The sequence below is a fragment of the Reyranella sp. GW821-FHT12G01 genome, assembly GCF_058806575.1.
The window spans coordinates 34834-57636 of the sequence record NZ_JBXAPV010000001.1 but is presented as its reverse complement, the minus strand read 5'-3'; the positions used below and the strand labels follow the sequence as shown (position 1 = coordinate 57636).

Below are 22803 nucleotides of genomic sequence, written 5' to 3'. Positions count from 1 at the left end.
GCGCTTCTGTAATGCGCGCCCTCGTTTGCGATCGTCTCGGCGATCCTTCCGTTCTCCATATCGAAGAGCGTCTGATCCCCGAAGCGGGACCGGGTGAGATCGTCGTCAAAGTTGGCGCGGGATCGGTCAATTTCCCCGACGTGTTGATGGTGGCCGGTGGCTACCAGCACAAGCCCGAGCTGCCCTTCGTGCCCGGCATGGAAGGCGCGGGGACGATTCATGCGATCGGCGCGGACGTCACCGGCTGGAAGCCCGGCGATCGCGTGATCTTCGGCGTGCGCCCCGGCGCCTTCGCGGAATACGTGAAGGTCAAGGCGAGCGGCCATCTCATGCGCCTGCCGGCCGACTGGTCTTTTGCCGAGGGCGCGGGCTTTCGGGTCGCGGCGCAGACCGCCTATCACTCGTTGGTCCATCGCGCGGCGGTGAAGAAGGGCGACGTCCTGCTGGTGCACGGCGCCTCGGGCGGCGTCGGCCTGGCGGCGGTGCAGTTGGGCAAGCATCTCGGCGCGCGCGTCATCGCGACCGGCAGCGACGATGCGCGGCTGGCCGTTGTGCGCGCGAACGGCGCCGACGAGGTCGTGAACTACCGCACCGGCGACTTCGTCGCCGCCGTGAAGGAGATGACGAACGGCAAGGGCTGCGACGTGATCTACGATCCGGTGGGTGGCGAGGTGCTGGAGAAGTCGGTGCGCGCTGCAGCCTACGGCGCGCGGCTGCTGGTGGTGGGTTTCACTTCGGGCGGGCCAAGCAAGCTCATGTCCAACCACATTCTGATCAAGGGCCTGTCGGTCCTGGGCGTGCGCGCGGGCGAGACGATCCTGCGCCTCTCGCCCGAACTCGGCCGCGACTATGTCGAGGAACTGCCGCGGCTCGCCGCGCTCGGCGTCATGCGCCCCAACGTCTCGCATCGCTTCCCGATGGAACGGGCGGCCGACGCGTTCCAGGTCCTGATCGACCGCAAGGTCGTCGGCAAGGTCGCGATCGAGATGACCTCATTGTCATCCTGAGCGAAGCGAAGGATCTCGCGCCCGCTCCGGAGTCGTCTGGCCGCTATGTAAGGTCCTTCGCTTCGCTCAGGACGACAATTGCCTATCGCGCGTAAAAGATCGTGACCTTGCGGTCGATCTCGGAGGCGTTGTCGCTGCCGAAGCTCATGTTCCCGAAGGCTTCGGGGTCGGCCACGATGGTGATGTTCTTGGCCGGATAGCCGTCGCGGATCATCTCGGCGGCGACCGACTGGGCGCGGGCGCGGGCGAGCTTCTGGTTGTAGGCCTTGTCGCCCAGCTTGTCGGTGTGGCCGATGATGCAGACCGCCGAGACCTGGCGATCCTTGGCGGTCTTCACCGCCTGCACGATCGCCGGCTTCTCGGCCGGCGGGATCACCGAGCTGTTGAGGGCGAACAGGATGCGGACCGGATTGGGCTGGCTGCTGCCGCCGCCGCGCGGGCAAGTGCCGACGGTCTGCGCGAAGGACGGCGCCGCGGCGAACAGCGTTCCGAGGGCGATCAGGACGCCAAGTCTTTTCATTTGAGCTCTCCCTTGAGGGCCATTTCGACGAAGGGGAGGCGATCGTTGCCGAAGAACATCATGTTGTCCACGAAGCAGGTCGGCGCGCCGAACACACCGCGCGCGACGGCCTCCTCGGTCGTGGCCTTGAGCCGGTCCTTCACGTCCTGGTCCTGGATGCGGGCGCCGACCTTGGCCGGATCGAGGCCGGCCGAACTCAGCACGGACGCGATCTCCTTCATGTCATTGAGATTGCGGCCGTCGACCCACATCGCCTTGTAGACCGCCGGATGATAGCGCTCGAACGTGCCGTCGATCTGGGCCGCCGCCGCGCCGCGCATCAGCGCCAGCGTGTTCACCGGGAAGAACGGATTGCGCGCGAACGGCACGCCGTAGTGCTTGGCCCACATCGGCATGTCGAAGCTGCTCCACTTCGATTTCTGCGGCAGCTCGGCGGGCGAATGATTGCCCGTCGCCTTGAACACGCCGCCCAGCAGCATCGGCTTGCGCACCAGGGCGGCGCCGGCGCGCTGCGCGATCGCCTCGACCTGCGTGTCGGCCAGGTAGCTGTAGGGGCTGCCGTAGTCGAAATAGAATTCCAGGGTGCGCGCCATGTGTTCCTCCGTGTCTTGGGGCGAGCCTGCGCCGCTTCCGGCATGACGCCAAACAAAAAAGCACGCCGCAGGCTGGTGCCCGCGGCGTGCTCTATTTGATCGCTCTTCCTTCGGCGCTCCCGGACATTGCCAAGAGGCAATGTCCTGATGCTCCTCGGGCTGAGCTTCGCTCAGCCCATTACTTGATGTTCACCTGGTGGGTGAACTTGTCGCCGTCGCTGATCGTGACCTGCTGGAAGCCCAGCAGCTTCAGCAGGTCGAAGAAGTTCGCGTCCTCGGCGATCGTGCGCTCCTGGAAGAACGGCGACAGGCGCGACATGGTCGTCATGTTCGCGAGGATCGCGCGCGCGCGGTAGATCGTGCTCATCTCGCCCGGCTGCAGGCCGACGATGATCATCTTGTCGGCCTTCTCGCCCTTCACAAACACCGAGTAGGGAACGCGGTAGGCCGACTGGATCGTGCCCTGCGACACGACCGTGGCGAACTGCACGCGCTGGGCGCGCTCGGCGCCGGAGATCGTCTGCATCGGCGAGGTGTAGGTCTCGGTCGCGGTCGGCTTCGGATAGTAGTAGCCGACGTAGCGGTCCTCATCCGGGTTGGCCTTGGGCGCCGCCATGGTCGGCGTGGCTGCCGGCTTGGGCTGCTGAGCGAGCGCCGGCAGGGCGCCGAAAGCAACGAGGACGGCGAGGCTGGCGGCAAACCGATTCATCATGAGTGTTCCCCCGGGAGGATGCTGATTTGAAGTGGCGACGGGCTAAAACAACGTATAGCCGCCATCGATAACGAAGTCGCGCCCCGTCGTATAGCCGGAGGCGCTGCTCGCCAGATAGACCGCGATCGGGCCGAAGTCGGCGCCGGTGCCCCAGCGGCGGGTCGGGATGCGCGGCAGGACGTTGCCCGCGAACTTCGGATTGGCGACCGCGTTGGCCGTCATTTCAGTCTCGATCCAGCCCGGCAGGATCGAGTTCACCGTGATCTTGTAACGGGCCAGCTCGACCGCCAGCGCGCGGACCATCGCCGTGACGCCGCCCTTGCTGGCGCCGTAGTGGCTGGAGCGCGCCGCGCCCTCGATCGCCGCGGTGCTGGCCATCGCGACCAGCGAGCCACCCTGGCCTCGCTCGACCATGTGCTTGGCGGCTGCACGGAACGTGAAGAAAACGCCGTCGAGGTTGATCTGCAGCACGCGGCGCCATTCGGCGTAGTCCATCTCGAGGATCGAGCCCTTGCCGCGTCCCGAGACGCCGGCATTGGCGACGCAGTTGTCGACATGGCCCATCACCTTCACCGTCTCGGCGAAGGCATCGGCGACCTGCTTCTCGTCGCCGACATCGACGATCTGGGCGTGGACCTTGCCGCCATGCTTCTTCAGCTGCTCGACGGCCGCGTCGTTCTTCTCCTTGCGCGTGCCCCAGATGCAGACGCCCGCGCCCGCCTGGGCCATCGCGTCGGCCATGCCGAGGCCGATGCCGCCGTTGCCGCCGGTCACCAGCGCCACCTTGCCCGTCAGATCGAAGCCCTTGTAGGCCATTGCGTCTCTCCCAAACGAAAACCGGGCGGGATCAAAGCCCGCCCGGTCCATACCGTCAATCTTAGGAGAGATCAGTTGAGCCGGTCCGTTTCGACCAGCACAATCTCGGCATCCTCGAGAGCCACGATCTCGATCTCGTTTTGGTCGACGATGGCCACTCCATCGCGGGCATTCGCCGTCACGACCTTGCCGTCGCTGCCGCGGACCTCGATCCGGCCCTTGGCCGGCACGAGGTAGGTCGGCTTGCCGTTCAGCTTCTGGCGGGTCGACTGGCCCGCCTTCACCGTGCCGGCCATCAGCGAGCCGTCGGCATAGAGCGGGATCGCCCCGTCATCGCCGCGGCCGGAAGCCAGCGGCACCAGCTTGCCCTCGCGGCCGTCAGCCGGGAACTGAACGGTCTCCCAGCGTGCCGGCACGCCCTGCTTGTTGGGCAGGATCCAGATCTGGAACAGCTCGGTCTCGGCCTGCTCCATGTTGTACTCGGCGTGCTGGATGCCGTTGCCCGCGCTCATCACCTGGATCTGACCCGCTTCGGTCCGGCCCTCGTTGCCGAGATGGTCCTTGTGCGTGATCGCGCCCTTGATGACGTAGGTCACGATTTCCATGTCGCGGTGAGGATGCGGCGGGAAGCCCGACTGCGGCGCAATGCGGTCGTTGTTCCAGACGCGCAGCGCTCCCCAGTGGACACGGTCCTGGTTGCGGTAGTCCGCGAAGCTGAAATGGAAGTTGGCCTTGAGCCAGCCGTGGTCCGACTTGCCCAATTTATCGAAGGGTCTGAGCTCGATCATGGTGTTCTCCTTGTGCTTCCCAAAATGGCGCAACAAGGAGGGGGATCAAGTTTCTGGTTGGTAACGGTGGGCCGAGCGCAGCTCGGCCCCAGGAGCGGCAGGACATTGCCGAAGGCAATGTCCGGGAGCGTCGAAGGAAGAACGATCACCCGGGGCCTCATGACCCCTCCGGCCCTACGGGCCACCTCCCCATTTGAATGGGGAGGAAATCCTAGCGCGGCTTCCGGATCGGGTCCGACCCGTCCCAGGTGCGGGCGCGTTCGCGGATGTGCTCGAAGAAGCGGCCCTTGTTGCCGCTGATGTCGGAAATCTCGACGACGGTGCCGGCATGGGGATCGGCCGGGGCGCCGGTATCGAAGTAGGCGAAACGGCCCTGCTCGCCGCCGATCTGGCCTTCGTGGCCGAGCTTATAACCCTGGGCGAGCGCGCGGTCGTAGAGCGACTGGAAGTCGGTCGACCAGAAGGCCACGTGTTGCAGCCCCTCGCGGCCGCTATCGAGGAACTCCTTGTACATCGAGGGCGCGTCGTTGCGCTGCTGGATCAGCTCGATCTGCAGGTCGCCGGCGTTGGCCAGCGCAATGCTCATCTCGACGGAAGAGTCCTGGCCGCGATGGCGGAACCAGTCGGTCTTCACGCGATCGATGTAGAACCACGGCCCGACCTGCAGCACGTCGATCCAGTGCGCCATCGCGGCTTCGATGTCGCGCACGACATAGCCGTTCTGACGGATCGGCCCGAACAGCCGGCTCATTCGGCGGCCGCCCGTTCGTGTGCGGCCGAGGGACCGAACCTGAAGCCGCGATAATTGTCGGCCACGATCTCCTTGCAGGTCGTGCGATAGCCCTCGCCGATATACGGCATGAACACGCGCGGCTTGCCGGGGATGTTGACGCCCAGATACCAGGAGTTGGCCTTGGGGAAGAGCGTGCGGTCTGCGACCTCGGTGACATGCTTGCCCCAGGCGACCTGGGCCTCGCCATCGGGCTCGATCGTCGAGAGATCGCGCCGGCGCATGTGCGTCAGGCAGTCGGCGATCCAGTCGACGTGATACTCGCAATTGGTGATGACGTTGCCGATCACCGAGGGGCTGCCTGGACCGGTGATGGTGAACAGGTTCGGGAAGTCTTTTACCGTCAGGCCGAGATAGGTCTTCGGCCCCTCCGACCAGGCATCCTTCAAGGGGGCGCCGTTGCGGCCACGGATATCGACCGCCAGCAGCGCGCCGGTCACCGCGTCGAAGCCGGTCGCGAAGACCAGCGCATCGAGCTCGAAGTGCCGCGACGTCGTGTCGACGGCATGGGCGGTGATCTTCTCGATCGGCTCGTCGCGCAGGTTCACCAGCTCGACGTTCGAGCGGTTGTAGGTATCGAAGTAATCGGTATCGACGCACAGGCGCTTCACGCCGAACGGATAACCCGACGGCGACAGCGCGGCGGCGGTCTTGGGGTCCTTCACCGTCTCCCGGATCTTCTGGCGCACGAAGTCGGCGGCGACCTCGTTGACCTCGGGATGGACCAGGATGTTGGGGAACGCCTTCAGGAAGCCGCCGCTGCCGCCGTCCTGCCAGAGCTTCTCATAATGCTTCCACTGCACGTCGCGCGGCGGCACTTCGGCGGTGAAGGCCGTGGGCGGCACGCGGCCGAAATCGGATTGCTCGAGGCTCGCGAGATAGGCTTCGAGGCCTTCGTCGAAGCTCCTGTGATCCTCGTCGGTCAGCGGGCGATTGTGCGCCGGCACCGAGAAGTTCGGCGTGCGCTGGAACACGACGAGCTGCTTCGCCGACTTGGCGATCATCGGAATCGCCTGGATGCCCGACGAGCCCGTGCCGATGATGCCGATCCTCTTGCCCTCGAAGCTGACCGGCTCCTGCGGCCAGCGGGCGGTGTGATAGATCGCGCCCTCGAAGTCGGCGACGCCGGGAATGTCCGGGGTGTTGGGTATCGACAGGCCGCCGGTCGCCATGATGACGAAGCGGGCGCTGAGGCGGCCGCCGCGGTCGGTCTCGACGGTCCAGCGTTCGGTCTTCTCATCGAAGGTAGCCTTCGCGACCTTCGTGTCGAACTCGATCAACGTGCGCAGGTCGAGCCGGTCGGCGGCGAACCGGGCGTAGCTCAGGATTTCCTCCTGGCCGGCGTAGCGGTTGGTCCAGCGCCATTCGCGGCGCAGCTCGGGCGACCAGCTGTAGGAATAGAACAGGCTCGGCACGTCGCAGCGCGCGCCGGGATAGCGGTTCCAGTACCAGGTCCCGCCGACGTCCGGCGCCGCCTCGAGCCCCCGCACCGAGAAGCCGCTCTCGCGCAGCTTGTGCAGGGCATAAAGGCCACCGAAGCCGGCGCCCACCACGACGACATCGCACTCGGTGTCGGTCTCGACCGCGCTCGCGCGCTGCTGGACGGCTGCCATGGCGTTACGAACTCCTGAAACTGGAAACGTTTCCAAATTAATCTTGCAAGCGATGCTATTGATGTCAAATATGCCGCTTCGTATGGCAGAAATCGTTTCCAAAGCGACCATCCGCGATGTCGCCCGCACAGCCGGAGTCTCGGTCGGGTCGGTGTCGCGGGCAATGAACGGCGGCAAGAACGTCAGCGCCAGGGTGGCGCGCGACGTCGCGGCGGCGGCGGAGAAGCTCGGCTATCAGCCGGACTTCCTGGCGCGCAGCCTGCGCACGCGCACGACCGGCATGGTCGGCTGCCTGGTCTCCGACGTCGCCAATCCGCTTTACGCCAGCATCGTGCAGGCGGCCGAGGCGCGGCTGCGCGACGCCGGCCTGCTGATGGTCGTGGCCAACACCGCGAACGATCCCGTGCGCGAGCGGGCGATGGTGGCGGCGTTCCGCAGCCGGCGGCTCGACGGCATGCTGGTCGCGCCGGGCAGCGACGAGAACGACCGGGCCTGGCGCGAGCTTGCGACCGGCGGCTCGCCCGTCGTCATCCTCGATCGCGATGTGCCGCCGGACGAGGAGACGCCGTGGCCCGCGGTGCTGGTCGACCATCGCGAAGGCGCGCGGACGGCGACGCGTTACCTGATCGGCCTCGGCCATCGGCGCATCGCCCTGCTGACGCCGGGCGCGCGCATGCGGCCGGGTCGCGAGCGCATCGCGGGCTTCAACGCGGCCTTCGCCGAGGCCGACATCGATCCGGCCGGCGCCATGGTCTGTCTGCAGGAATCGTCGATGGATTTCGCGCAAGGCGACGCGCTCGCCCTGCTGCAGCGCGAGCAGCGCCCGACGGCGATCATCGCACTCGGCACCCGCATCCTCGCGGGCGCGCTGCGGGCGGCGCGCGACCTCGGACTGTCCATTCCGGCCGACCTGTCGGTGATCGCCGTCGGCGATACCGATCTCGCCGCCGTGCATGCGCCGGCGATCACGGCGCTGCGCTGGAGCCTGGAAGATGTCGGCCGCGCGGCGGCCGAGCTGCTGTTGCAACGATTGAAAGGGAATTCGGGTGAGGGGCAGTCGCGCGCGCTGCTGCCCGTCGATCTTGTGCTGCGCGAATCCTGCGCGCCGCCGCCCGGGAAGTAATCGGCAAGTAATCAAGAACCACGTGGAGGAAAGAATGAAACTGCTGCGGAGGGCGTTTGCCCTGACTCTGGCCTTGGGCCTCGCGACACCTGCACTTGCACAGACGGGCGATGCCAAATGGCCGACCAAGCCGCTTCGCATGATCGTGCCGTTCGCGGCGGGCGGCGGCACCGATCTGGTGGCGCGCGCGCTGGCGGAGAAGCTCGGCACCGCGCTCGGCCAGACCGTGGTCGTCGACAACAAGCCGGGCGCGTCCGGCCTCATCGCGATGGAAGCGGCCAAGACGGCGCCGGCGGACGGCTACACGCTGGTCCTGGGATCGGCCAGCACCGTCGTCGTCAATCCGGCCGTGATGCCCGATCTCCCGTATGATCCGGTGAAGGATTTCGAGCATCTGGCCGACATCGGCTCGGCCACCGTCGTGATGGTGGCCAGCCCCGACTATCCGGTGAAGGACCTGCGCGACGTGGTCGCGCTCGCCAAGGCCAAGCCCGGCGAAGTGAACTACGGGACCTGGGGCAACGGCTCCACCGGGCATCTCTGCGCCGAGATCATCCGCGCCGGCACCGGCATCAACATGACCCACGTGCCCTACAAGGGCGCGGCGCCGGTGCTGAACGACGTGGCGGCGGGCCATATCAAGCTCGGCTTCTCCGACGTGCAGTCGGCCGTGCCGATGGTGAAGTCGGGCAAGGTCAAGGTCGTGGTCTCGTGCACCCGCCGCTCGATCAACTTCCCCGACGTGCCGGGCTTCGTCGAGCAGGGCGTCGATTTCGACTTCGTCTGGCGCTACGACCTGATGGCCCCGATCAACACGCCGAAGCCCATCGTCGAGCGCCTGCATACCGAGCTGATGAAGATCCTGGCGATGCCCGACGTCAAGGAACGCTGGGCGGAGTTCGGCATGACCGCCTCGACGATCAGCCCCGAAGATCTCAAGGCGCAGACGGCCAAGGACATCGCGACCCTGCGCAAGATCGCGCAAGCCGCCAACGTGAAGCCATGAGCAGGACTGCCGTCGTCACCGGCGCGGCCAGCGGACTCGGTCGCGCCATCGCGCATCGCTTCGCCAGGGAAGGCCTCAAGGTCGCGCTGTGGGATGTCGACTTCGGCGGCGCACAGCGCGTCGCCGGGGAGATCGGCGATCTCGCGACGCCCTTCGCCGTGGACATCACCGACACGGCGGCGGTGAAGGCGGCGTGGTCGGCGAGCAAGGCCGCGCTGGGCACGCCGTCGATCCTGGTCAACAGCGCCGGCATCCTCGGCCCCTCGGCGGGCATCGCCTCGTACCCTGAGGAACTGTGGCACCGCGTGCTCGACATCAACCTGAACGGCACGTTCCGCTGCTGCCAGGCGGCCGTCCCCGACATGGTGGCGAGCGGCTACGGTCGCATCGTCAACATCGCCTCGATCGCGGGCAAGGACGGCAACCCCAACGTCGCGGCCTATGTCGCGTCCAAGGCCGGCGTGATCGCGCTCACCAAGTCGATGGGCAAGGAGCTCGCGACGTCGGGCGTGCTGGTCAACGCCATCTCGCCCTCGGCGTCGGAGACCGCGATCTTCGGTCCGCTCACCGACGAGCGGCGGACGAAGCTGCTGGCCAACGTGCCGATGGCGCGCATGGTCCGGCCGGAAGAGGTCGCGGAGCTGGCCTTCTGGCTGGCCTCGCCGGCCTGCTCCTTCTCGACCGGCGCCACGTTCGACATCTCGGGAGGCCGCGCGACCTACTGAGGCGTCGAAGCCCTCCCCCGGGACGGCGTGCGCAGGTATGCGGATGCGCCAATCATGGGTTGTGGACTCAAGCCCGCCTGCCGCTTCAATATCCCCTCAGCGGCAGATTTGCGGGGGCAAAAATGACCGATGTGAATGCGGGTGCGGGGGCGGCGCCGGTCTGGCTGACCCGGGAAAAACTGATCGCCGACATCCAGGCTCTGTTCAACCAGTCCCAGTTGTTGCCCGACGTCGAGCTCGAGCTCGCGCGTCTCGTCGAGCTGGTCATCCAGTATCCGGAAGTGGACGACGAGGAGAGGAACCAGAGCTTCTACCAGATGATCCAGGCCGCGGTTAAAGCGCTGGCCGATACGGACCCGAAGCTTCTCTTCGCCCGCAGCATCCGCAACAGGCTGACGATCCGCGTGCTGTCGTCGGGCACGAGCTGGGCGGCCCGGATACGGACCTGGGTCGGGGATCAACCCATCAACGCCATGCTGGCGGGGCTGTTCTGTTCCATCATCCCCTGGGCGTTCATCTTCATTCCGATCTGGGCGGGCTGCCGCTATCTCGCGCATCTGGAGCAGGCGTCGCCGCTCGGGCTGGTCGTGCTGGCCGCCATGGGCGGCGCCTCCGTCAGCATCATCTCGCGATTGGGTGAAGTGGCGGAGCTGACGATCTTCGACCCGCTCCACCTGTTCGTCAGCGCGACCTTGAAGCCCATCGCCGCCAGCCTGTTTGCGATCTCGATCTACGCGATCCTGGCCAGCGGCTTCCTGACGATCACCGGCGTCTCGGTCGGCAACGGGCCGGAATACATGGTCTGGGTGATCGGTTTCCTGGCCGGTTTCAGCGAGCGCTTCGCGCCCGACTTCGTGAGCAAGTTCGAGAACGCCTTCGGCGCGTCGAGCGCCCCGAAGCCCACGCAGGTCGTGCCGGGCGGAGGCTGACCCCGGCGGGGCGTGTGGCCGTTCTGCCTTCGACGCTCCCGGACATTGCCTTCGGCAATGTCCTGCCGCTCCTAGGGCTGAGCTTCGCTCAGCCCTAGCGACCCTCGCGCCACCAGGCGCTGGCGATGGCCATCAGGAAGGCGAGCGCCACGAGGATGCCGGGCAGCAGCGGCAGCTGGTTGATGCCGGCGACCGTGTAGCCCTCGTTGCGGCGCAGGCCGATCCAGTCGGAGCCGCCGGCAGCACGGCCAGGACGCACGGTGCGGATGTCGGGCTCGGACTGGTCGGAAATCCACATCAGGCCGCCACCGGTCGCGTCGACCAGCGGCTTCAGCTTGGCGTCGGTCGCGCGCACGTCGGAGAATTCCAGCGGATCGGGACTGCCGACCGCGGCGACGGCGCGCAGCGTGCCGTCGTCGAAGCGGTAGAGGCCGGGCTTGTCGACATCGACCACGGCCAAGCCGAGGCCCGGCGCGGTCTGGCGCAGGTCCAAGGTGCGCGTGGCGCCGCCGGGCGAGGTCATGGTGACCTGCGGGAAGGTGGCGGCGAGCGTGCGGCGCGTGATCTCGATGCGGCCGCCGACGGCGGTGGCGCGCAGCGCCTCTTCCTCGAGGTCCGGCTCCTTCATCAGCCAGTGGGCGACGCGGCGCACCAGCTCGGGCTGCGGGCCGCCGCCGTCGATGCCGCGGTTCCACAGCCACAGGTGATCGGACATCAGCTGCGCCACGCGGCCCTCGCCGACGCGGTCGAGGATGACCAAGGGCTTCTCCTCGGCGCCGGCCAGCACGGCGTTGCCGCGCTCGGTGCGCGAGGTGATGAGGCGGAACCAGCGGCCCCACTCGGGCTCCTTGTTGGGATCGCCGGCCTGCGGGAGGTTCGCCGTCACCGGATGGCGCTGGCCGATCTCGGTGACCTTGGGCTTGAAGCCGGTCTCGACCACGTCGCCCGTCGGGGCGGCGGGCAGGATGGCGCCGAGCGGCGTGCGGTAGAGCGAGCGCTGGGTCGCGAACACCGGGCCGACCGAGACCAGCAGCGCGCCGCCGCCCTTCACGTACTCGGAGATGTTGCGGAAGTAATCGCGCGTGATCAGGTTTCCCGACTCGTAGCGGTCGAAGATGATGAGGTCGAATTCCTTCAGCTTCTGCTCGAACAGCTCGCGCATCGGGAAGACGATCAGCGACAGTTCGCGCACCGGCGTGAAGTCGTCCTTCTGCGGCGTGCGCAGGATGGTGAAGTGCACGAGGTCGACCGCGGGGTCGCTCTTCAGCAGGTTTCGCCACGCCCGCTCGCCCTGGTAGGGCTCGCCCGAGACCAGCAGCACGCGCAGACGGTCACGCACGCCGTTGATGGTGAAGAGCGCGCGGTTGTTGTCGAGGGTGAGTTCGCTGGTGCCCGGTCCGACTTCCAGCTCGACGACGTTGGCGCCGGGATTGCCGACGGTGATCGGCAGCTCGACCGAGCGGCCGACCGGTACGTCGATGCGCTTCACGACTTCGCCGCCGACCGACAGCGTGACCGGCGCGGTGCCGCCGGCGGGATCCTCGATCCGGAACTTGGCGACGACTTCGCGGCCGACCACGCCGAAGCGCGGCGACTGCTCCAGCACGATCAGCCGGTCGCGCTCGTTCTTCTTGCCGGCGATCAGCGCATGCACGGGCGCGCCGCCCAGTTCCGGCGGCACACCGGCCGGCACGTCATGGACCTGGCCGTCGCTCAACAGGACGACGCCCGCGAGGCGCTCCGGCGGAATCTCGATCAGCGCCGAGCGCATCGTGTCGATCAGGCGCGTGCCGCCCGGCCGCTCGCTACCCAGCTGGATCTGCGACGGCGGCAGCACGACCTCGCGCACTTCGAGCCCGTCCTGCTGGCCGAGTTTGCGCTTCAGGCTTTCGCGCGCGGCCTGGACCTGCTGGCGTCGTTCGCCGATCGCCATGGAATCGCTGTCGTCGACCACGACCAGCGCCACGTCGGCGATGGGCTTGCGCTGCTCTTCGATCAGGGAGGGATTGGCCAGCGCCGCCAGCACGACGACGAGCGAGCCAAAACGCCAGATCGTGCCGCGCGCACCCGCGCGCAGGCCGAACAGCACCAGCACGAGGCCGATCGCGCCCAGGACGGCCAGCACCGTCCACGGCAGCAGCGGATCGAAGGCGACCGAAACGGCCGATGTCATGTTCATCGCCTCAACCTCTGCATGATGTCCTGCAGGTGGACCTGGTCGTCCTTGTAGTTGCCGGTCAGCGCATGCATCACGAGGTTCACGCCGAAGCGATAGGACATCTCGCGCTGCGTCTCGCCGCCCGGCGAGACCGGCATCAGGCCGCGACCGCGCTGGTCGGTGGCCCAGGCGCCGGCATAGTCGTTGGAGCCGATCAGGATGGTGGTCACGCCGTCATTGACGCGGCCGGTGCCGGACTCGATCCAGAGCGTCCCGCCCTGCCAGCGGCCCGGCATGTCGGAGAGAAGATAGAACGCCTTGCTCAGCACATGGTCCGGCGGCATGGCGACCAGCGGCGGCGTCTCGACGCCGGCCAGCAGGCGCTTGAGGTCGGGGTTGCCGCCGGCGGGACGGTCGAAGCTCATCTGCTGGTCGCGCGTGTCGATGAAGATGATGCCGCCGGTCCGCAGGTAGCGATCGAGATTGGCCTGGGCGCGCGGCGACAGCGCCGGCTGCGTCGAGGTCACCGGCCAGTAGATCAGCGGATAGAGGCGCGGCTCGTCTTTTTCGAGATCGAGGCCGACGGGATCGGCCGGCTCGACGGAGGTGCGGGCGCGCAGGATTTCGCTGAGGCCTTCGAGACCCGCCTTGCTGATGTCGTCGACTTCCTTGTCGCCGGTGACGATGTAGGCGAGGCGGATGTCGAGCGAGCCCTTGAGCGCCTGCTCGTCGGTGAGGGGCGGCGGGCCGGGCTTGGCTGCAGGTTGCGTCGCGGCGGTGCCGGGACGCTGCGGCGGTGCCGGCTGCTGCGCCTCGACGTCGGGTGATCCGGTGAAAGCGAGGGTGGCGGCCAGCAGGATCGCGGCCGGTGCCGCGCGTCCGAAGCGGACGGCCTTGGGCAGCAGGCCGCGCAGCCACAGCGAGATCAGCAGGTCGGCCAGCAGCAGCAGAAGCGCGGTCAGCAGGAACCACTTCGAGAGGTCCGTCTCGCCGCCTTCGGAGAGCTTGTCGGTCGACACGCCGCTCGGCAGGGCCAGCGGCTTGGGCGCGGGAATGCGGCCGCCGATGTTGAAGGCGACCTGGGCATTCTCGTCGCCATAGAGGCCCGGCGGAGAAGAAGGCTTGGGCTGGAAGGTCTCGGCGGCATCGGCCGGCAGGATCTGGATGCCGGCGGGCGGGGCGCCGAGGCGGCCGAAGCCGTCGAGCGTGCGCCACGGCTTCAGTGCCTTGTTGACGCCGTCGCCCGCGACGCCGCGCGAGAGCGTGACCAGACGCTGCAGCATGTTCACGAACAGGCCGGACAAGGACATGTTGCTCCAGCCGGTGTTGGCGGTGGTGTGGATCAGCACGAGATAGCCCTGGCCGCGCTTCTCGGCGGTGACCAGCGGCGTGCCGTCGGCAAGGCGCGCCCAGGTCTTGTCGGCGAGATCGGGCGTCGGCTCGGCCAGCACCTGCTGCGAGATGCGCACGTCCTTCGGGATCGGAATGCCGAGGAAGGGACTGTTGGGCGGGAATTCGGCCAGCGCGCTCGGCTGGCCCCAGCTCATGATGCCGCCCAGCGCGCGGTCGCCGAGGCGCAGCGGCGTCGGCACCAGATTGTCGGCGCCGGCCGCGAGATTGGGACCGGCGAAGCGCACGGCGATGCCGCCGCGCTCGATCCACTTGGCGATCTCCTCGCGGTCGTTGGCCGAGGGCGTGGAGCCGTCCGGGATCAGCAGCACCGCGGTGTTGCGCGTCAGCACCGATTCACGATCGCCGATGCTGAGACTCACATACGGATCGAGCGCGCGTTCAAGGAAGTAGATCTCCTGCAGCAGCGGCTGGTTACCCGCCGTGGCGCGTTCGCCGAGAATCGCGACGGGACGGCGGCGATTGCGCTCATCAAGCAGGATCGTGCTGCCGGCGCCGCCCTGCGCCTCGATGTCGAGGCGAGCCATGCGGTTGCGCAGCTCGGGCGGCACGGCCAGCACGCCTTCGCCCTGCGTCGCGGTCGCGGCGAAATCGAGATCCATGCGGGCGACGACGCGGCCCTGTTCGTCGGCGGCCTGCACCGCCACCTTGCGCGGACCGTCGGCAGCGGCGCGCAGCGCGCGCACCTTGAGGTCGCGGCCTTCGGCGGCCGGCGGCAGCAGGAGCAGGGGAGTCGTCGCCTGATCGGGCAGCAGCACCTGCAGCCCGTCGAAGCGGCGCAGGCGCTCGGCGAGGCGCGTCGCGCCCTCGTCCTCGAGACCGTCGCTCAGCCATACGGCATAAGCGCCGGGGTCGATCTGCATCTGGTCGATGGCGGTGACGGCAGCCGCGCGATCGGTCGGCCAGGGCTTGGGACGGAAGGCGCGCAGCAGCGTGCGGGCTTCGTCGGGACGCATCGCGCCGCGACGCACTGCGGGCGCATCGAGCGGGGCGGGCGCGGTGCCCACGAGAACGACCGGGCGGTTGGCGCGTTCGGCACGCTGGATCAGGCGTTCGGCATGGGCGGTGCGTGTGGCCCAGCCCGGGGCGCTCGACCAGCCATCGTCCATCACCAGCAGCAACGGCCCACGGCCCGGCAGCTCGGCCTGCGGGTTCAGCAGCGGGCGCGCGACCGCGAGGATCAGCGCCGTCGCCAGCAGCAGGCGCAGCAGCAACAGCCACCACGGCATCTTCATCGGCGTCTGTTCGGCCGGTTCGAGACCGATCAGCAGCCGGATCGCCGGGAAGCGCACGAGCTTAGGCAGCGGCGGCATCAGCCGCAGCAGGAAGTAAATCGCCGGCAGAGCCACAAGCAGGGCCAGCATGCCGGGGGCAGCGAAGGCGAAGGCGCCGAGACTCAACATGCGGTCAGGCCAGGTTCAGCCGACCCATGTCGGCCATGGCGAGGTAAAGCGACAGAAGCACCGTCTGCGGCGAGCGGTCGGTGCGATGCAGGTGAACGGTCCAGTTGGCCGGCCGCGTGAGGCGGTTCAGACCTTCCTTCTGCGCGGTGAGGCGGGCGCCGTAAGCGGCGCGCACGGCCTCGACCTTGCGGATCGTGTGCTGGCCCTCGGCTTCGAGGCCCTCGAACTTCACATGACCGTCGAACGGCAGCTCTTCCTCCGCGGGATCGAGGATCTGCACGAGATGGCCGCGCACGCCGACGCTGGCGTAGTAGCGGATGATCTCCTCGATCTTCTCCAGCGGGTCGAGCCAGTCCGAGACGAGCACGACTGTGCCGTGTGCGGGCAGCGGCACCATCGGCGGCAGGCTGGCGGGCGTGCGGGTCGTGTCGCGGCTCTCGTCGAACAGGGTCTCGGCGACGCGGCGCACGGCAACGCGGCCGGAGGTCGGGCGCATGCCGCCGCCCAGCACCGCCACGCGCTCGCCGGCATCGGCCAGCAGGCTCGCGACCGCGAGCGTGATCAGCTCGCCGCGCACCGCCTTGGTGTCGATGTTCTTCAGCGAGGCGTACTGCATCGACGGCGACGCATCGCGCCACAGCCAGATGCTGGCCGCGGCTTCCCATTCGGTCTCGCGCACGAACAGGTTGCGGCTGCGCGCGCTCTGCCGCCAGTCGATCTGGCTGGCGCTGTCCCCGTCGCGGAAGGGCCGGTACTGCCAGAAGGCGTCGCCCTGGCCGACGCGGCGACGGCCGTGCACGCCCTGGATGACGGTCGCAGCGACGCGGTCAGCGGCCACCATCAAGGCGGGCAGCGTGCCGGCAAGCTCGAGCGAACGATGAAGGGTTGAAGGCGCAGCCATGAACTCCCGCTGTGCAATGCCTAGGCCAGAGGTTTATCCGAGGCGCGCGCACATCTGGGCGATCACGGACTCGACGGTCACGCCTTCGGCGCGGGCCGAGAAGTTAACGGCCATGCGATGACGCAGGATCGGACCCGCGAGCGCCACGACATCGTCGACCGACGGCGCGAGGCGGCCCTGGATGATCGCGCGGGCACGGCAGGCCAGCATGAAGGCCTGGCTGGCGCGCGGGCCGGGGCCCCAGGCGACGCGCTGGCGCACGACATCGAGGTCGGTGTGCTCAGGCCTGCCGGCACGCACCAGCTTCAGGATGGCGTTGACCACGGTCTCGCCGATCGGCAGGCGACGCACGAGGGCCTGGGCGGCCATCAGGTCGCCCGGCGACAGGGCTTGCGTCGCGACCGCCTGCTCCGCGCCGGTGGTGCCGATCATGATCTGGCGTTCGGCCTCCTCGTCGGGATAGCCGACGTCGACCTGCAACAGGAAGCGGTCGAGCTGGGCTTCCGGCAGCGGATAGGTGCCTTCCTGCTCCAGCGGGTTCTGGGTCGCCAGCACGTGGAAAGGCGCGGGCAGGTCGTAGCGCTTGCCGGCCACCGTCACGTGCCGCTCCTGCATCGACTGCAGCAGGGCGGACTGGGTGCGCGGGCTGGCGCGGTTGATTTCGTCGGCCATCAGCAGCTGGGCGAAGACCGGACCCTGCAGGAAACGGAACGAGCGGCGGCCGCCGTCGCTCTCTTCCAGCACTTCGGAGCCCAGGATGTCGGCCGGCATCAGGTCGGGCGTGAACTGGATGCGCTTGGATTCCATGCCGAGCACGACGCCCAGCGTATCGACCAGTTTGGTCTTGGCGAGACCCGGAACACCGATCAAGAGAAGGTGTCCGCCGGACAGGAGAGCAACCAGCGTTTGATCGATCACGTCCTGCTGGCCATAAATGACCTTGCCGATGGAGGTGCGGGCTGCGCGAAGTTGCCCGCCCAGCCGTTCGATGTCGGCGAGGGCGGCCTGGGCGTCGGCGTCGGTAGCAGTCGATGTATCGGGGGCCACCAGGGCGCTCCTGTCGTCGATGGGAATTATAATTGAGGGAAGCCCAGAATTGAGGCCGGAACAAGGGCATGACGGTTGACGAAATTGTGCGGCGGGTCGGTGAGCGCAGCAGGCGTTTGGCATCAGGTTTGCCCGTCGCTACGCCACCCATCGGGAGCGACTTTTCGCTGAACGGCGTCACGGCGATGCCCGAGGTGTGGCGTCCGGCGTCCGTGCTCGTGCCGCTGGTGCGACGCGAGCCGGGAATCACGGTGCTGCTGACCCAGCGCACCGAGGATATGCCGAGCCATGCCGGGCAGATCGCCTTTCCCGGCGGCCGCCGGCAGGCGGAAGATGCCGATGCGACGGCCACGGCATTGCGCGAGACCGAGGAAGAGGTCGGGCTTACCCGCGATTTCATCGAGGTCATCGGGCCGCTCGACCAGTACCGTACGGGCACGGGCTACGAGATCACGCCGATCGTGGGCATCGTGACGCCGGGATTCACGCCCCGTGCAGACCCGCGCGAGGTCGCCGATGTCTTCGAGGTGCCGCTCGATCATTTCCTCGACGAGCGCAATCACCGCATCGACAGCAGGGTCTGGCAGGGTCGCGAGCGGCGCTACTACGCGATGCCCTACGGCGAGCGCTACATCTGGGGCGCCACGGCGGGTATGCTGAAGAACCTGCATTTCATCCTGACCGCCAGCCCCTGACGCAGGCCCGGAGCCTTCCATGCGCGTCGTCCTCATGATTGTCGGCCTGGTGCTGGTGCCGTTCTGCGCCTTCTTCCTGTGGGCGTGGGCGGTGAAGATCAAACAGGAGCGCAAGCTCGCCGGGACCCTGCCGGAGTGGCAGGACCTGCCGATGACCTGGCTCGGGATCATCGGGCTGCTCTGCGCCATCGCTGGTTTCATCGTCATGTTCTTCACCCAGAATCAGGGCTACGGCGGACTCTTCGCGCCATGAAGCCATCGGCCATGACGCCCTCGGGCCGTCTCGACGCGGCGCCGTGGGCAGACGACACGGGCGTCCGCAAGCTGTTCGATGTGCTGCGCGGTGCCGGCATTTCGGCGCGCTTCGTCGGCGGCTGGGTGCGCGATGCCGTGCGCGGCGCGCCGCTGCGCGGCGAGCCCGACCTTGCCGTGGACAAGGCGCCAGAGACCGTGATGCTCGCCCTCAAGGCGGCCAAGATCAAAGTCGTGCCGACCGGCCTGAAGCACGGCACCGTGACGGCGGTGATCGGCGGCGCGCCTTACGAACTCACCACCCTGCGTCGCGACGTCGAGACCGACGGGCGTCATGCGGTCGTTGCCTTCACCGACGACTGGCTGGAGGATGCCAGCCGCCGCGACTTTACCTTCAACGCGCTCTACGCCGATCTCGACGGCACGCTCTACGATCCGTTCGACGGACGGACCGATCTCGCCAATGCCCGCGTGCGCTTCATCGGCGATGCCGATCAGCGCATCGCTGAGGATAAGCTGCGTATTCTGCGCTTCTTCCGCTTCCATGCCTGGTACGGACGGCCGCCGTTCGATGCCGAAGGCTTCACCGCTTGCCGCCGCAATGCCGGTGGTCTGCGCGGTCTCTCGGGCGAGCGGGTGCGCAACGAGTTCCTGCGCCTGCTCGAAGCGCCGGCGCCGGCCGACACGGTCGAGGCGATGCGCGCCGCCGCGATCCTCGATCACTGGTTGCCCGAATGCATCGGCGTGGCCCGCCTGCGGGCGCTGATCGCGCGCGAGGACGAGGTCGTGGCTGTGCGTCGCCTCGCATCGACCCTGTCGGCCGACGCCGATGCGACGGCGATCGGCAAGCGCCTGAAACTCTCGACGCAGGAATCGCTGCGGCTGGAAGTCATGCTGGCGGCCGATCCCGTCATCGACGTGGCCGGTGGCCCCAAGGCGTGGCGCGCGCAGATCTATGCGCTGGGCAATCGCCTCTATGCCGACCGCCTGCTGCTCGCGACCGAAGCGCCGGGCGACTGGCGCGCGGCGCTGGCGATGGCGCGAGGGTGGACGCCGCCGGAACTGCCGGTGAGCGGTGGCGATGCGTTGAAGCTCGGCCTCAAGCCGGGACCGAAAGTCGGCGCGTTGATCGAGACGGTCGAACGCTGGTGGATCGACGGCGACTTCGCCGCCGATCGCGCCGCCTGCCTCGCCGAGCTCGAACGGCTGGTGCGCGCAGCGCAATGATCCGCCCCGCTGTCACCTTCTCGCTGTGGCTGGCGATCGCGATCCTCGTCGTGCTGAACGATTTCGTGGGCGACACCTGGATCGCGGCCACGCTCTCGGTGCGCACCGTCGAGTGGTACAAGGCGCTGGTGCCGATGCCCTACGTCGTGATGATGGCGATCTTCCATGCGCGCCGCACCGCGGGCGGCAACTGGTTCGAGGCGGCGTTGCTGGCGGCGCTGCTGTGGCCGACCTCGACGGCGCTGGCCGACTTTCTCTATGCGCGCCTGGCCTACGAAGAGGGCACCGAAGCCTTCCTGGATCGTTTCGGAATCTGGTGGGGCGCGCCCTATCCGCTGTTGCTGCTCGTGCTGTTCGCCGCGCCGTTGCTGGCGGGCAAGCTGATGGCAAAGCGTCCGTGAGCATCGTCACGCGGCTGTGCGTGTCGGGCTATCGCTCGTTGCGCGACGTCCGGTTGGAAGTCGAGCCGCTCACTGTCGTGACCGGCGCCAACGGCAGCGGTAAATCGAGCCTCTATCGCGCCCTGCGACTGCTGGCCGATGTCGCGCAGGGTCGCATCATCCCGTCGCTGGCGCTCGAAGGCGGCATCTCCTCCGTGCTGTGGGCCGGACCTGAACAGTTCTCGCGCGGCATGAAGCGCGGCGAGCAGCCGGTGCAGGGAACGGTGCGCAAGGGGCCGGTCAGCCTGAAGCTCGGCTTCTCCTCGGAGGATTACGGCTATGCGATCGATCTCGGCCTGCCGATCCCGGGCGGGCTGTTCGGTCGCGATCCGGTGATCAAGACCGAGACGCTGTGGAACGGGCTGGTCCTGCAGCGCGCCAATGCCTTTGCCGAACGGCTGGGCCCGTCGGTGACGCTACGCGACCGCAAGGGCCAGCGCCGGCAGGCTTATACGCATCTCCAGCCGTTCGACAGCATGCTGACCCATTGTGCCAATCCCGAGGATGGCGCCGAGCTGCTGTCGTTGCGCGAACAACTGCGCGACTGGCGCTTCTACGATCACTTCCGCACCGATATCGATGCGCCGGCCCGTCGTCGTCAGGTCGGCACGCGCACGCCGGTGCTCGCGGGCGACGGCGCCGATCTCGCGGCCGCCCTCGCGACCATCCAGGAGATTGGCATCGAGGGCGAACTCGAAACCGCCATCGCCGATGCCTTTCCCGGCGGCTCGGTCGATGTCGCGGTGAGCGACGGCTATTTCGAAGTCGAGATGCTGCAGCACGGGCTGCTGCGTCCGCTGAAGGCCACCGAACTGTCGGACGGAACCTTGCGCTACCTCCTACTGGTCGCCGCTCTCCTGTCGCCGCGCCCGCCGTCGCTGATGATCCTGAACGAGCCCGAGACCAGCCTGCATCCCGATCTTTTGGCGCCGCTTGCCCGACTGATCGCGAACGCGGCGAAACGATCGCAGGTCATCGTGGTCTCGCACGCCGAGCGTCTGGTCTCCGCGCTGACCGAAGCCGGCGGTCGGCGCATCACCCTGGCCAAGGAACTCGGCGAGACGATCGCCGAGGGCGAGGAGCGGCCGATGTGGAACTGGCCGGGTCGTTAATCTCTTCGGACCGCGGGCCTCCAGGCCCGCATCATGAGCGGGCCGGAGGCCCGCGGTCCGCATGACTAAGGCCACTTCACCTCGGGCGGCAGCGACATCAGGATCGCTTCGACATTGCCGCCGGTCATGAGTCCGAACCGCGTGCCGCGATCGTGCAGCAGGTTGAATTCGACATAGCGGCCGCGGCGCGCGAGCTGATGGGCGCGGTCGGCTTCGGTCCACGGCTCGTTCATGTGGCGCCGCACCAGCTTCGGATAGATGTCCAAAAACGTCTCGCCGACGGCGCGCGTGAAGGTGAAGTCGCGCGCATGGTCGCCGCTGTCGAGATAGTCATAAAAGATGCCGCCGACGCCGCGCGGCTCGTTGCGATGCGGCAGGAAGAAATACTCGTCGCACCATTCCTTGAAGTTCGGATGGTAGGCCGGATCGTGCGCGTCGCAGGTGGCGCGCAGCGCTGCATGGAAGTCGCGCGTGTCGGGCTCGTGCGGCACCATCGGCGTCAGGTCGGCGCCGCCGCCGAACCAGCTGCGCGTCGTCACGATGTAGCGCGTGTTCATATGCACCGCCGGCACCTTGGGCGACTGCATGTGCGCCACCAGCGAGATGCCGGCCGCGAAGAAGCGCGGGTCCTGCGCGGCGCCGGGAATCTGATTGCGGAACTCGGGGCTGAACTCGCCGAACACGGTCGAGATGTTGACGCCGACCTTCTCAAACACGCGGCCGCGCATCAGGCCCATCGTGCCGCCGCCGCGATCCTCGCCGTTCGGTCCCTTCTCGCGCTCCCACGTCTTGCGCTCGAAGCGGCCCGCCGGCTTGTCGCAATGCGTGCCCTGCAACTCGTCCTCGATCTTCTCGAACTCGGCACAGATGCGGTCGCGCAGGCCCGCGAACCAGGTCTGCGCCTCCTTCTTCTGCCGGGCGATGGTGGCCTCGTCGGGCAGGGGCGAGGGCCCGTTGGGGCCGGTGGCGGTGCGGGCGGATTTGGCGGTCATGCGAGCTTTTCGAATCCCGAGGTCTGGCGAAGGGCCTCGCTCAATACCATCGCGGCCGCCACGGCAACATTGAGCGACCTTGCCCCAGCCTGCAGCGGGATCCGCACCCTGAGATCGGCCGCCGCATGGACCTCTTCCGGCACGCCGGCGCTTTCCCGGCCCATCAGGAGGGTGTCGTCGGGCCGGAAAACCGCTTCCGGAAGGCGTTCGGCGCCGCGCGTCGTCAGCAGAACCAGCCGTCCCGGCGGCCGATCCCGGCAGAAAGCCGCCCAGGACGCGTGACGGACCAGAGTGGCCAGATCGTAGTAATCCATGGCCGCCCGGCGGATCCGCTTGTCGTCCACCGGGAACCCACAGGGCTCGATGACGTCCAGCGGGACGCCCAACCCAGCCGACAGGCGGATAAATGCCCCTAGATTTTGAGGGATATCGGGCTCAAAAAGGGCCAACCGCATGAACTTCACCATTCCCGTCCGCGTCGCGGAACGCTCCTTCTGCGGCACGCCGTCACAGAATGCCGCGCATCGGCCCTGCGACCAACAGA

23 protein-coding genes are annotated in these 22803 nt (G+C 67.9%); 10 read left to right on the top strand and 13 right to left on the bottom strand.

Going from position 1 to position 22803, the window contains the following annotated elements; translation table 11 throughout:
• Positions 1 to 11: 11 nt before the first annotated feature.
• Positions 12 to 1007 carry an NADPH:quinone oxidoreductase family protein gene (locus tag AC1RP5_RS00270; RefSeq protein WP_493108554.1) on the top strand — a complete coding sequence of 332 codons (996 nt, stop codon included), beginning with the start codon at positions 12 to 14 and terminating at the stop codon, positions 1005 to 1007.
• 82 nt (positions 1008 to 1089) lie between these two features.
• Here the strand turns inward: AC1RP5_RS00270 and AC1RP5_RS00265 are convergent, their stop codons facing one another.
• From AC1RP5_RS00265 to AC1RP5_RS00235, 7 genes are all read right to left on the bottom strand, one after another.
• Positions 1090 to 1527 (bottom strand): OmpA family protein, encoded by a 438-nt coding sequence (locus AC1RP5_RS00265; RefSeq protein ID WP_493108553.1) that lies wholly within the window; start codon positions 1525 to 1527, stop codon positions 1090 to 1092.
• Entirely contained in the window at positions 1524 to 2120 is a 597-nt protein-coding gene (locus AC1RP5_RS00260) for a 2-hydroxychromene-2-carboxylate isomerase (protein WP_493108552.1), read from the bottom strand. The genes AC1RP5_RS00265 and AC1RP5_RS00260 overlap by 4 nt, the downstream gene beginning before the upstream one ends.
• Positions 2121 to 2298: 178 nt before the next feature.
• Entirely contained in the window at positions 2299 to 2832 is a 534-nt protein-coding gene (locus AC1RP5_RS00255) for a hypothetical protein (RefSeq protein ID WP_493108551.1), read from the bottom strand.
• A gap of 42 nt (positions 2833 to 2874) precedes the next feature.
• Complete coding sequence (locus AC1RP5_RS00250; protein ID WP_493108550.1) at positions 2875 to 3648, bottom strand: SDR family NAD(P)-dependent oxidoreductase; 774 nt, start codon at positions 3646 to 3648, stop codon at positions 2875 to 2877.
• A 71-nt stretch (positions 3649 to 3719) separates the two neighbouring features.
• Positions 3720 to 4436 (bottom strand): pirin family protein, encoded by a 717-nt coding sequence (locus tag AC1RP5_RS00245; RefSeq protein ID WP_493108549.1) that lies wholly within the window; start codon positions 4434 to 4436, stop codon positions 3720 to 3722.
• 211 nt (positions 4437 to 4647) lie between these two features.
• Positions 4648 to 5187 carry a VOC family protein gene (locus AC1RP5_RS00240; protein WP_493108548.1) on the bottom strand — a complete coding sequence of 180 codons (540 nt, stop codon included), beginning with the start codon at positions 5185 to 5187 and terminating at the stop codon, positions 4648 to 4650.
• Entirely contained in the window at positions 5184 to 6839 is a 1656-nt protein-coding gene (locus AC1RP5_RS00235) for a flavin-containing monooxygenase (protein WP_493108547.1), read from the bottom strand. The genes AC1RP5_RS00240 and AC1RP5_RS00235 overlap by 4 nt, the downstream gene beginning before the upstream one ends.
• 82 nt (positions 6840 to 6921) lie before the next feature.
• Here AC1RP5_RS00235 and AC1RP5_RS00230 point away from each other — a divergent pair, with 82 nt between their 5' ends.
• From AC1RP5_RS00230 to AC1RP5_RS00215, 4 genes are all read left to right on the top strand, one after another.
• Complete coding sequence (locus AC1RP5_RS00230; protein WP_493108546.1) at positions 6922 to 7962, top strand: LacI family DNA-binding transcriptional regulator; 1041 nt, start codon at positions 6922 to 6924, stop codon at positions 7960 to 7962.
• A gap of 34 nt (positions 7963 to 7996) precedes the next feature.
• The gene (locus tag AC1RP5_RS00225) at positions 7997 to 8968 is read left to right on the top strand and encodes a Bug family tripartite tricarboxylate transporter substrate binding protein (protein WP_493108545.1); all 972 of its coding nucleotides are present in this window, start codon (positions 7997 to 7999) and stop codon (positions 8966 to 8968) included.
• Positions 8965 to 9693: an SDR family NAD(P)-dependent oxidoreductase gene (locus AC1RP5_RS00220; protein ID WP_493108544.1), complete on the top strand. Its 729-nt coding sequence runs from the start codon at positions 8965 to 8967 to the stop codon at positions 9691 to 9693. The genes AC1RP5_RS00225 and AC1RP5_RS00220 overlap by 4 nt, the downstream gene beginning before the upstream one ends.
• 122 nt (positions 9694 to 9815) lie before the next feature.
• The gene (locus AC1RP5_RS00215; RefSeq protein WP_493108543.1) at positions 9816 to 10622 is read left to right on the top strand and encodes a hypothetical protein; all 807 of its coding nucleotides are present in this window, start codon (positions 9816 to 9818) and stop codon (positions 10620 to 10622) included.
• 94 nt (positions 10623 to 10716) lie between these two features.
• Here the strand turns inward: AC1RP5_RS00215 and AC1RP5_RS00210 are convergent, their stop codons facing one another.
• The 4 genes from AC1RP5_RS00210 to AC1RP5_RS00195 are packed head-to-tail and all read right to left on the bottom strand — an operon-like array spanning position 10717 to position 17562.
• Positions 10717 to 12795, bottom strand: a complete 2079-nt coding sequence (locus tag AC1RP5_RS00210; protein WP_493108542.1) for a hypothetical protein — start codon at positions 12793 to 12795, stop codon at positions 10717 to 10719.
• 2 nt (positions 12796 to 12797) lie between these two features.
• Positions 12798 to 15593, bottom strand: a complete 2796-nt coding sequence (locus tag AC1RP5_RS00205; protein WP_493108541.1) for a DUF4159 domain-containing protein — start codon at positions 15591 to 15593, stop codon at positions 12798 to 12800.
• A gap of 4 nt (positions 15594 to 15597) precedes the next feature.
• Positions 15598 to 16494, bottom strand: a complete 897-nt coding sequence (locus AC1RP5_RS00200; protein WP_493108540.1) for a DUF58 domain-containing protein — start codon at positions 16492 to 16494, stop codon at positions 15598 to 15600.
• Positions 16495 to 16527: 33 nt separating this feature from the next.
• Positions 16528 to 17562 (bottom strand): AAA family ATPase, encoded by a 1035-nt coding sequence (locus tag AC1RP5_RS00195; protein ID WP_493113259.1) that lies wholly within the window; start codon positions 17560 to 17562, stop codon positions 16528 to 16530.
• Positions 17563 to 17669: 107 nt separating this feature from the next.
• Between AC1RP5_RS00195 and AC1RP5_RS00190 the strand changes: the two genes are divergently transcribed.
• Genes AC1RP5_RS00190 through AC1RP5_RS00170 form a run of 5 tightly spaced genes read left to right on the top strand, consistent with a single transcriptional unit; the run spans position 17670 to position 21267 of the window.
• The gene (locus AC1RP5_RS00190) at positions 17670 to 18236 is read left to right on the top strand and encodes a CoA pyrophosphatase (RefSeq protein ID WP_493108539.1); all 567 of its coding nucleotides are present in this window, start codon (positions 17670 to 17672) and stop codon (positions 18234 to 18236) included.
• A 19-nt stretch (positions 18237 to 18255) separates the two neighbouring features.
• Positions 18256 to 18489 (top strand): hypothetical protein, encoded by a 234-nt coding sequence (locus tag AC1RP5_RS00185; protein ID WP_493108538.1) that lies wholly within the window; start codon positions 18256 to 18258, stop codon positions 18487 to 18489.
• The gene (locus AC1RP5_RS00180; RefSeq protein ID WP_493108537.1) at positions 18486 to 19715 is read left to right on the top strand and encodes a CCA tRNA nucleotidyltransferase; all 1230 of its coding nucleotides are present in this window, start codon (positions 18486 to 18488) and stop codon (positions 19713 to 19715) included. Before AC1RP5_RS00185 ends, AC1RP5_RS00180 begins: the two co-directional genes overlap by 4 nt.
• Positions 19712 to 20116, top strand: coding sequence for a hypothetical protein (locus AC1RP5_RS00175; protein ID WP_493108536.1), 405 nt, complete (start codon positions 19712 to 19714; stop codon positions 20114 to 20116). The genes AC1RP5_RS00180 and AC1RP5_RS00175 overlap by 4 nt, the downstream gene beginning before the upstream one ends.
• 2 nt (positions 20117 to 20118) lie before the next feature.
• A complete protein-coding gene (locus AC1RP5_RS00170; RefSeq protein WP_493113258.1) occupies positions 20119 to 21267 on the top strand; it encodes an AAA family ATPase in 1149 nt (382 codons plus the stop codon).
• A gap of 65 nt (positions 21268 to 21332) precedes the next feature.
• Here AC1RP5_RS00170 and hemF read toward each other — a convergent pair whose 3' ends face one another.
• Together hemF and AC1RP5_RS00160 are read right to left on the bottom strand one after the other, a co-directional pair.
• The gene (hemF, locus tag AC1RP5_RS00165) at positions 21333 to 22259 is read right to left on the bottom strand and encodes an oxygen-dependent coproporphyrinogen oxidase (RefSeq protein WP_493108535.1); all 927 of its coding nucleotides are present in this window, start codon (positions 22257 to 22259) and stop codon (positions 21333 to 21335) included.
• Positions 22256 to 22726, bottom strand: a complete 471-nt coding sequence (locus AC1RP5_RS00160) for a tRNA (cytidine(34)-2'-O)-methyltransferase (RefSeq protein ID WP_493108534.1) — start codon at positions 22724 to 22726, stop codon at positions 22256 to 22258. The genes hemF and AC1RP5_RS00160 overlap by 4 nt, the downstream gene beginning before the upstream one ends.
• Positions 22727 to 22803 lie beyond the last annotated feature (77 nt).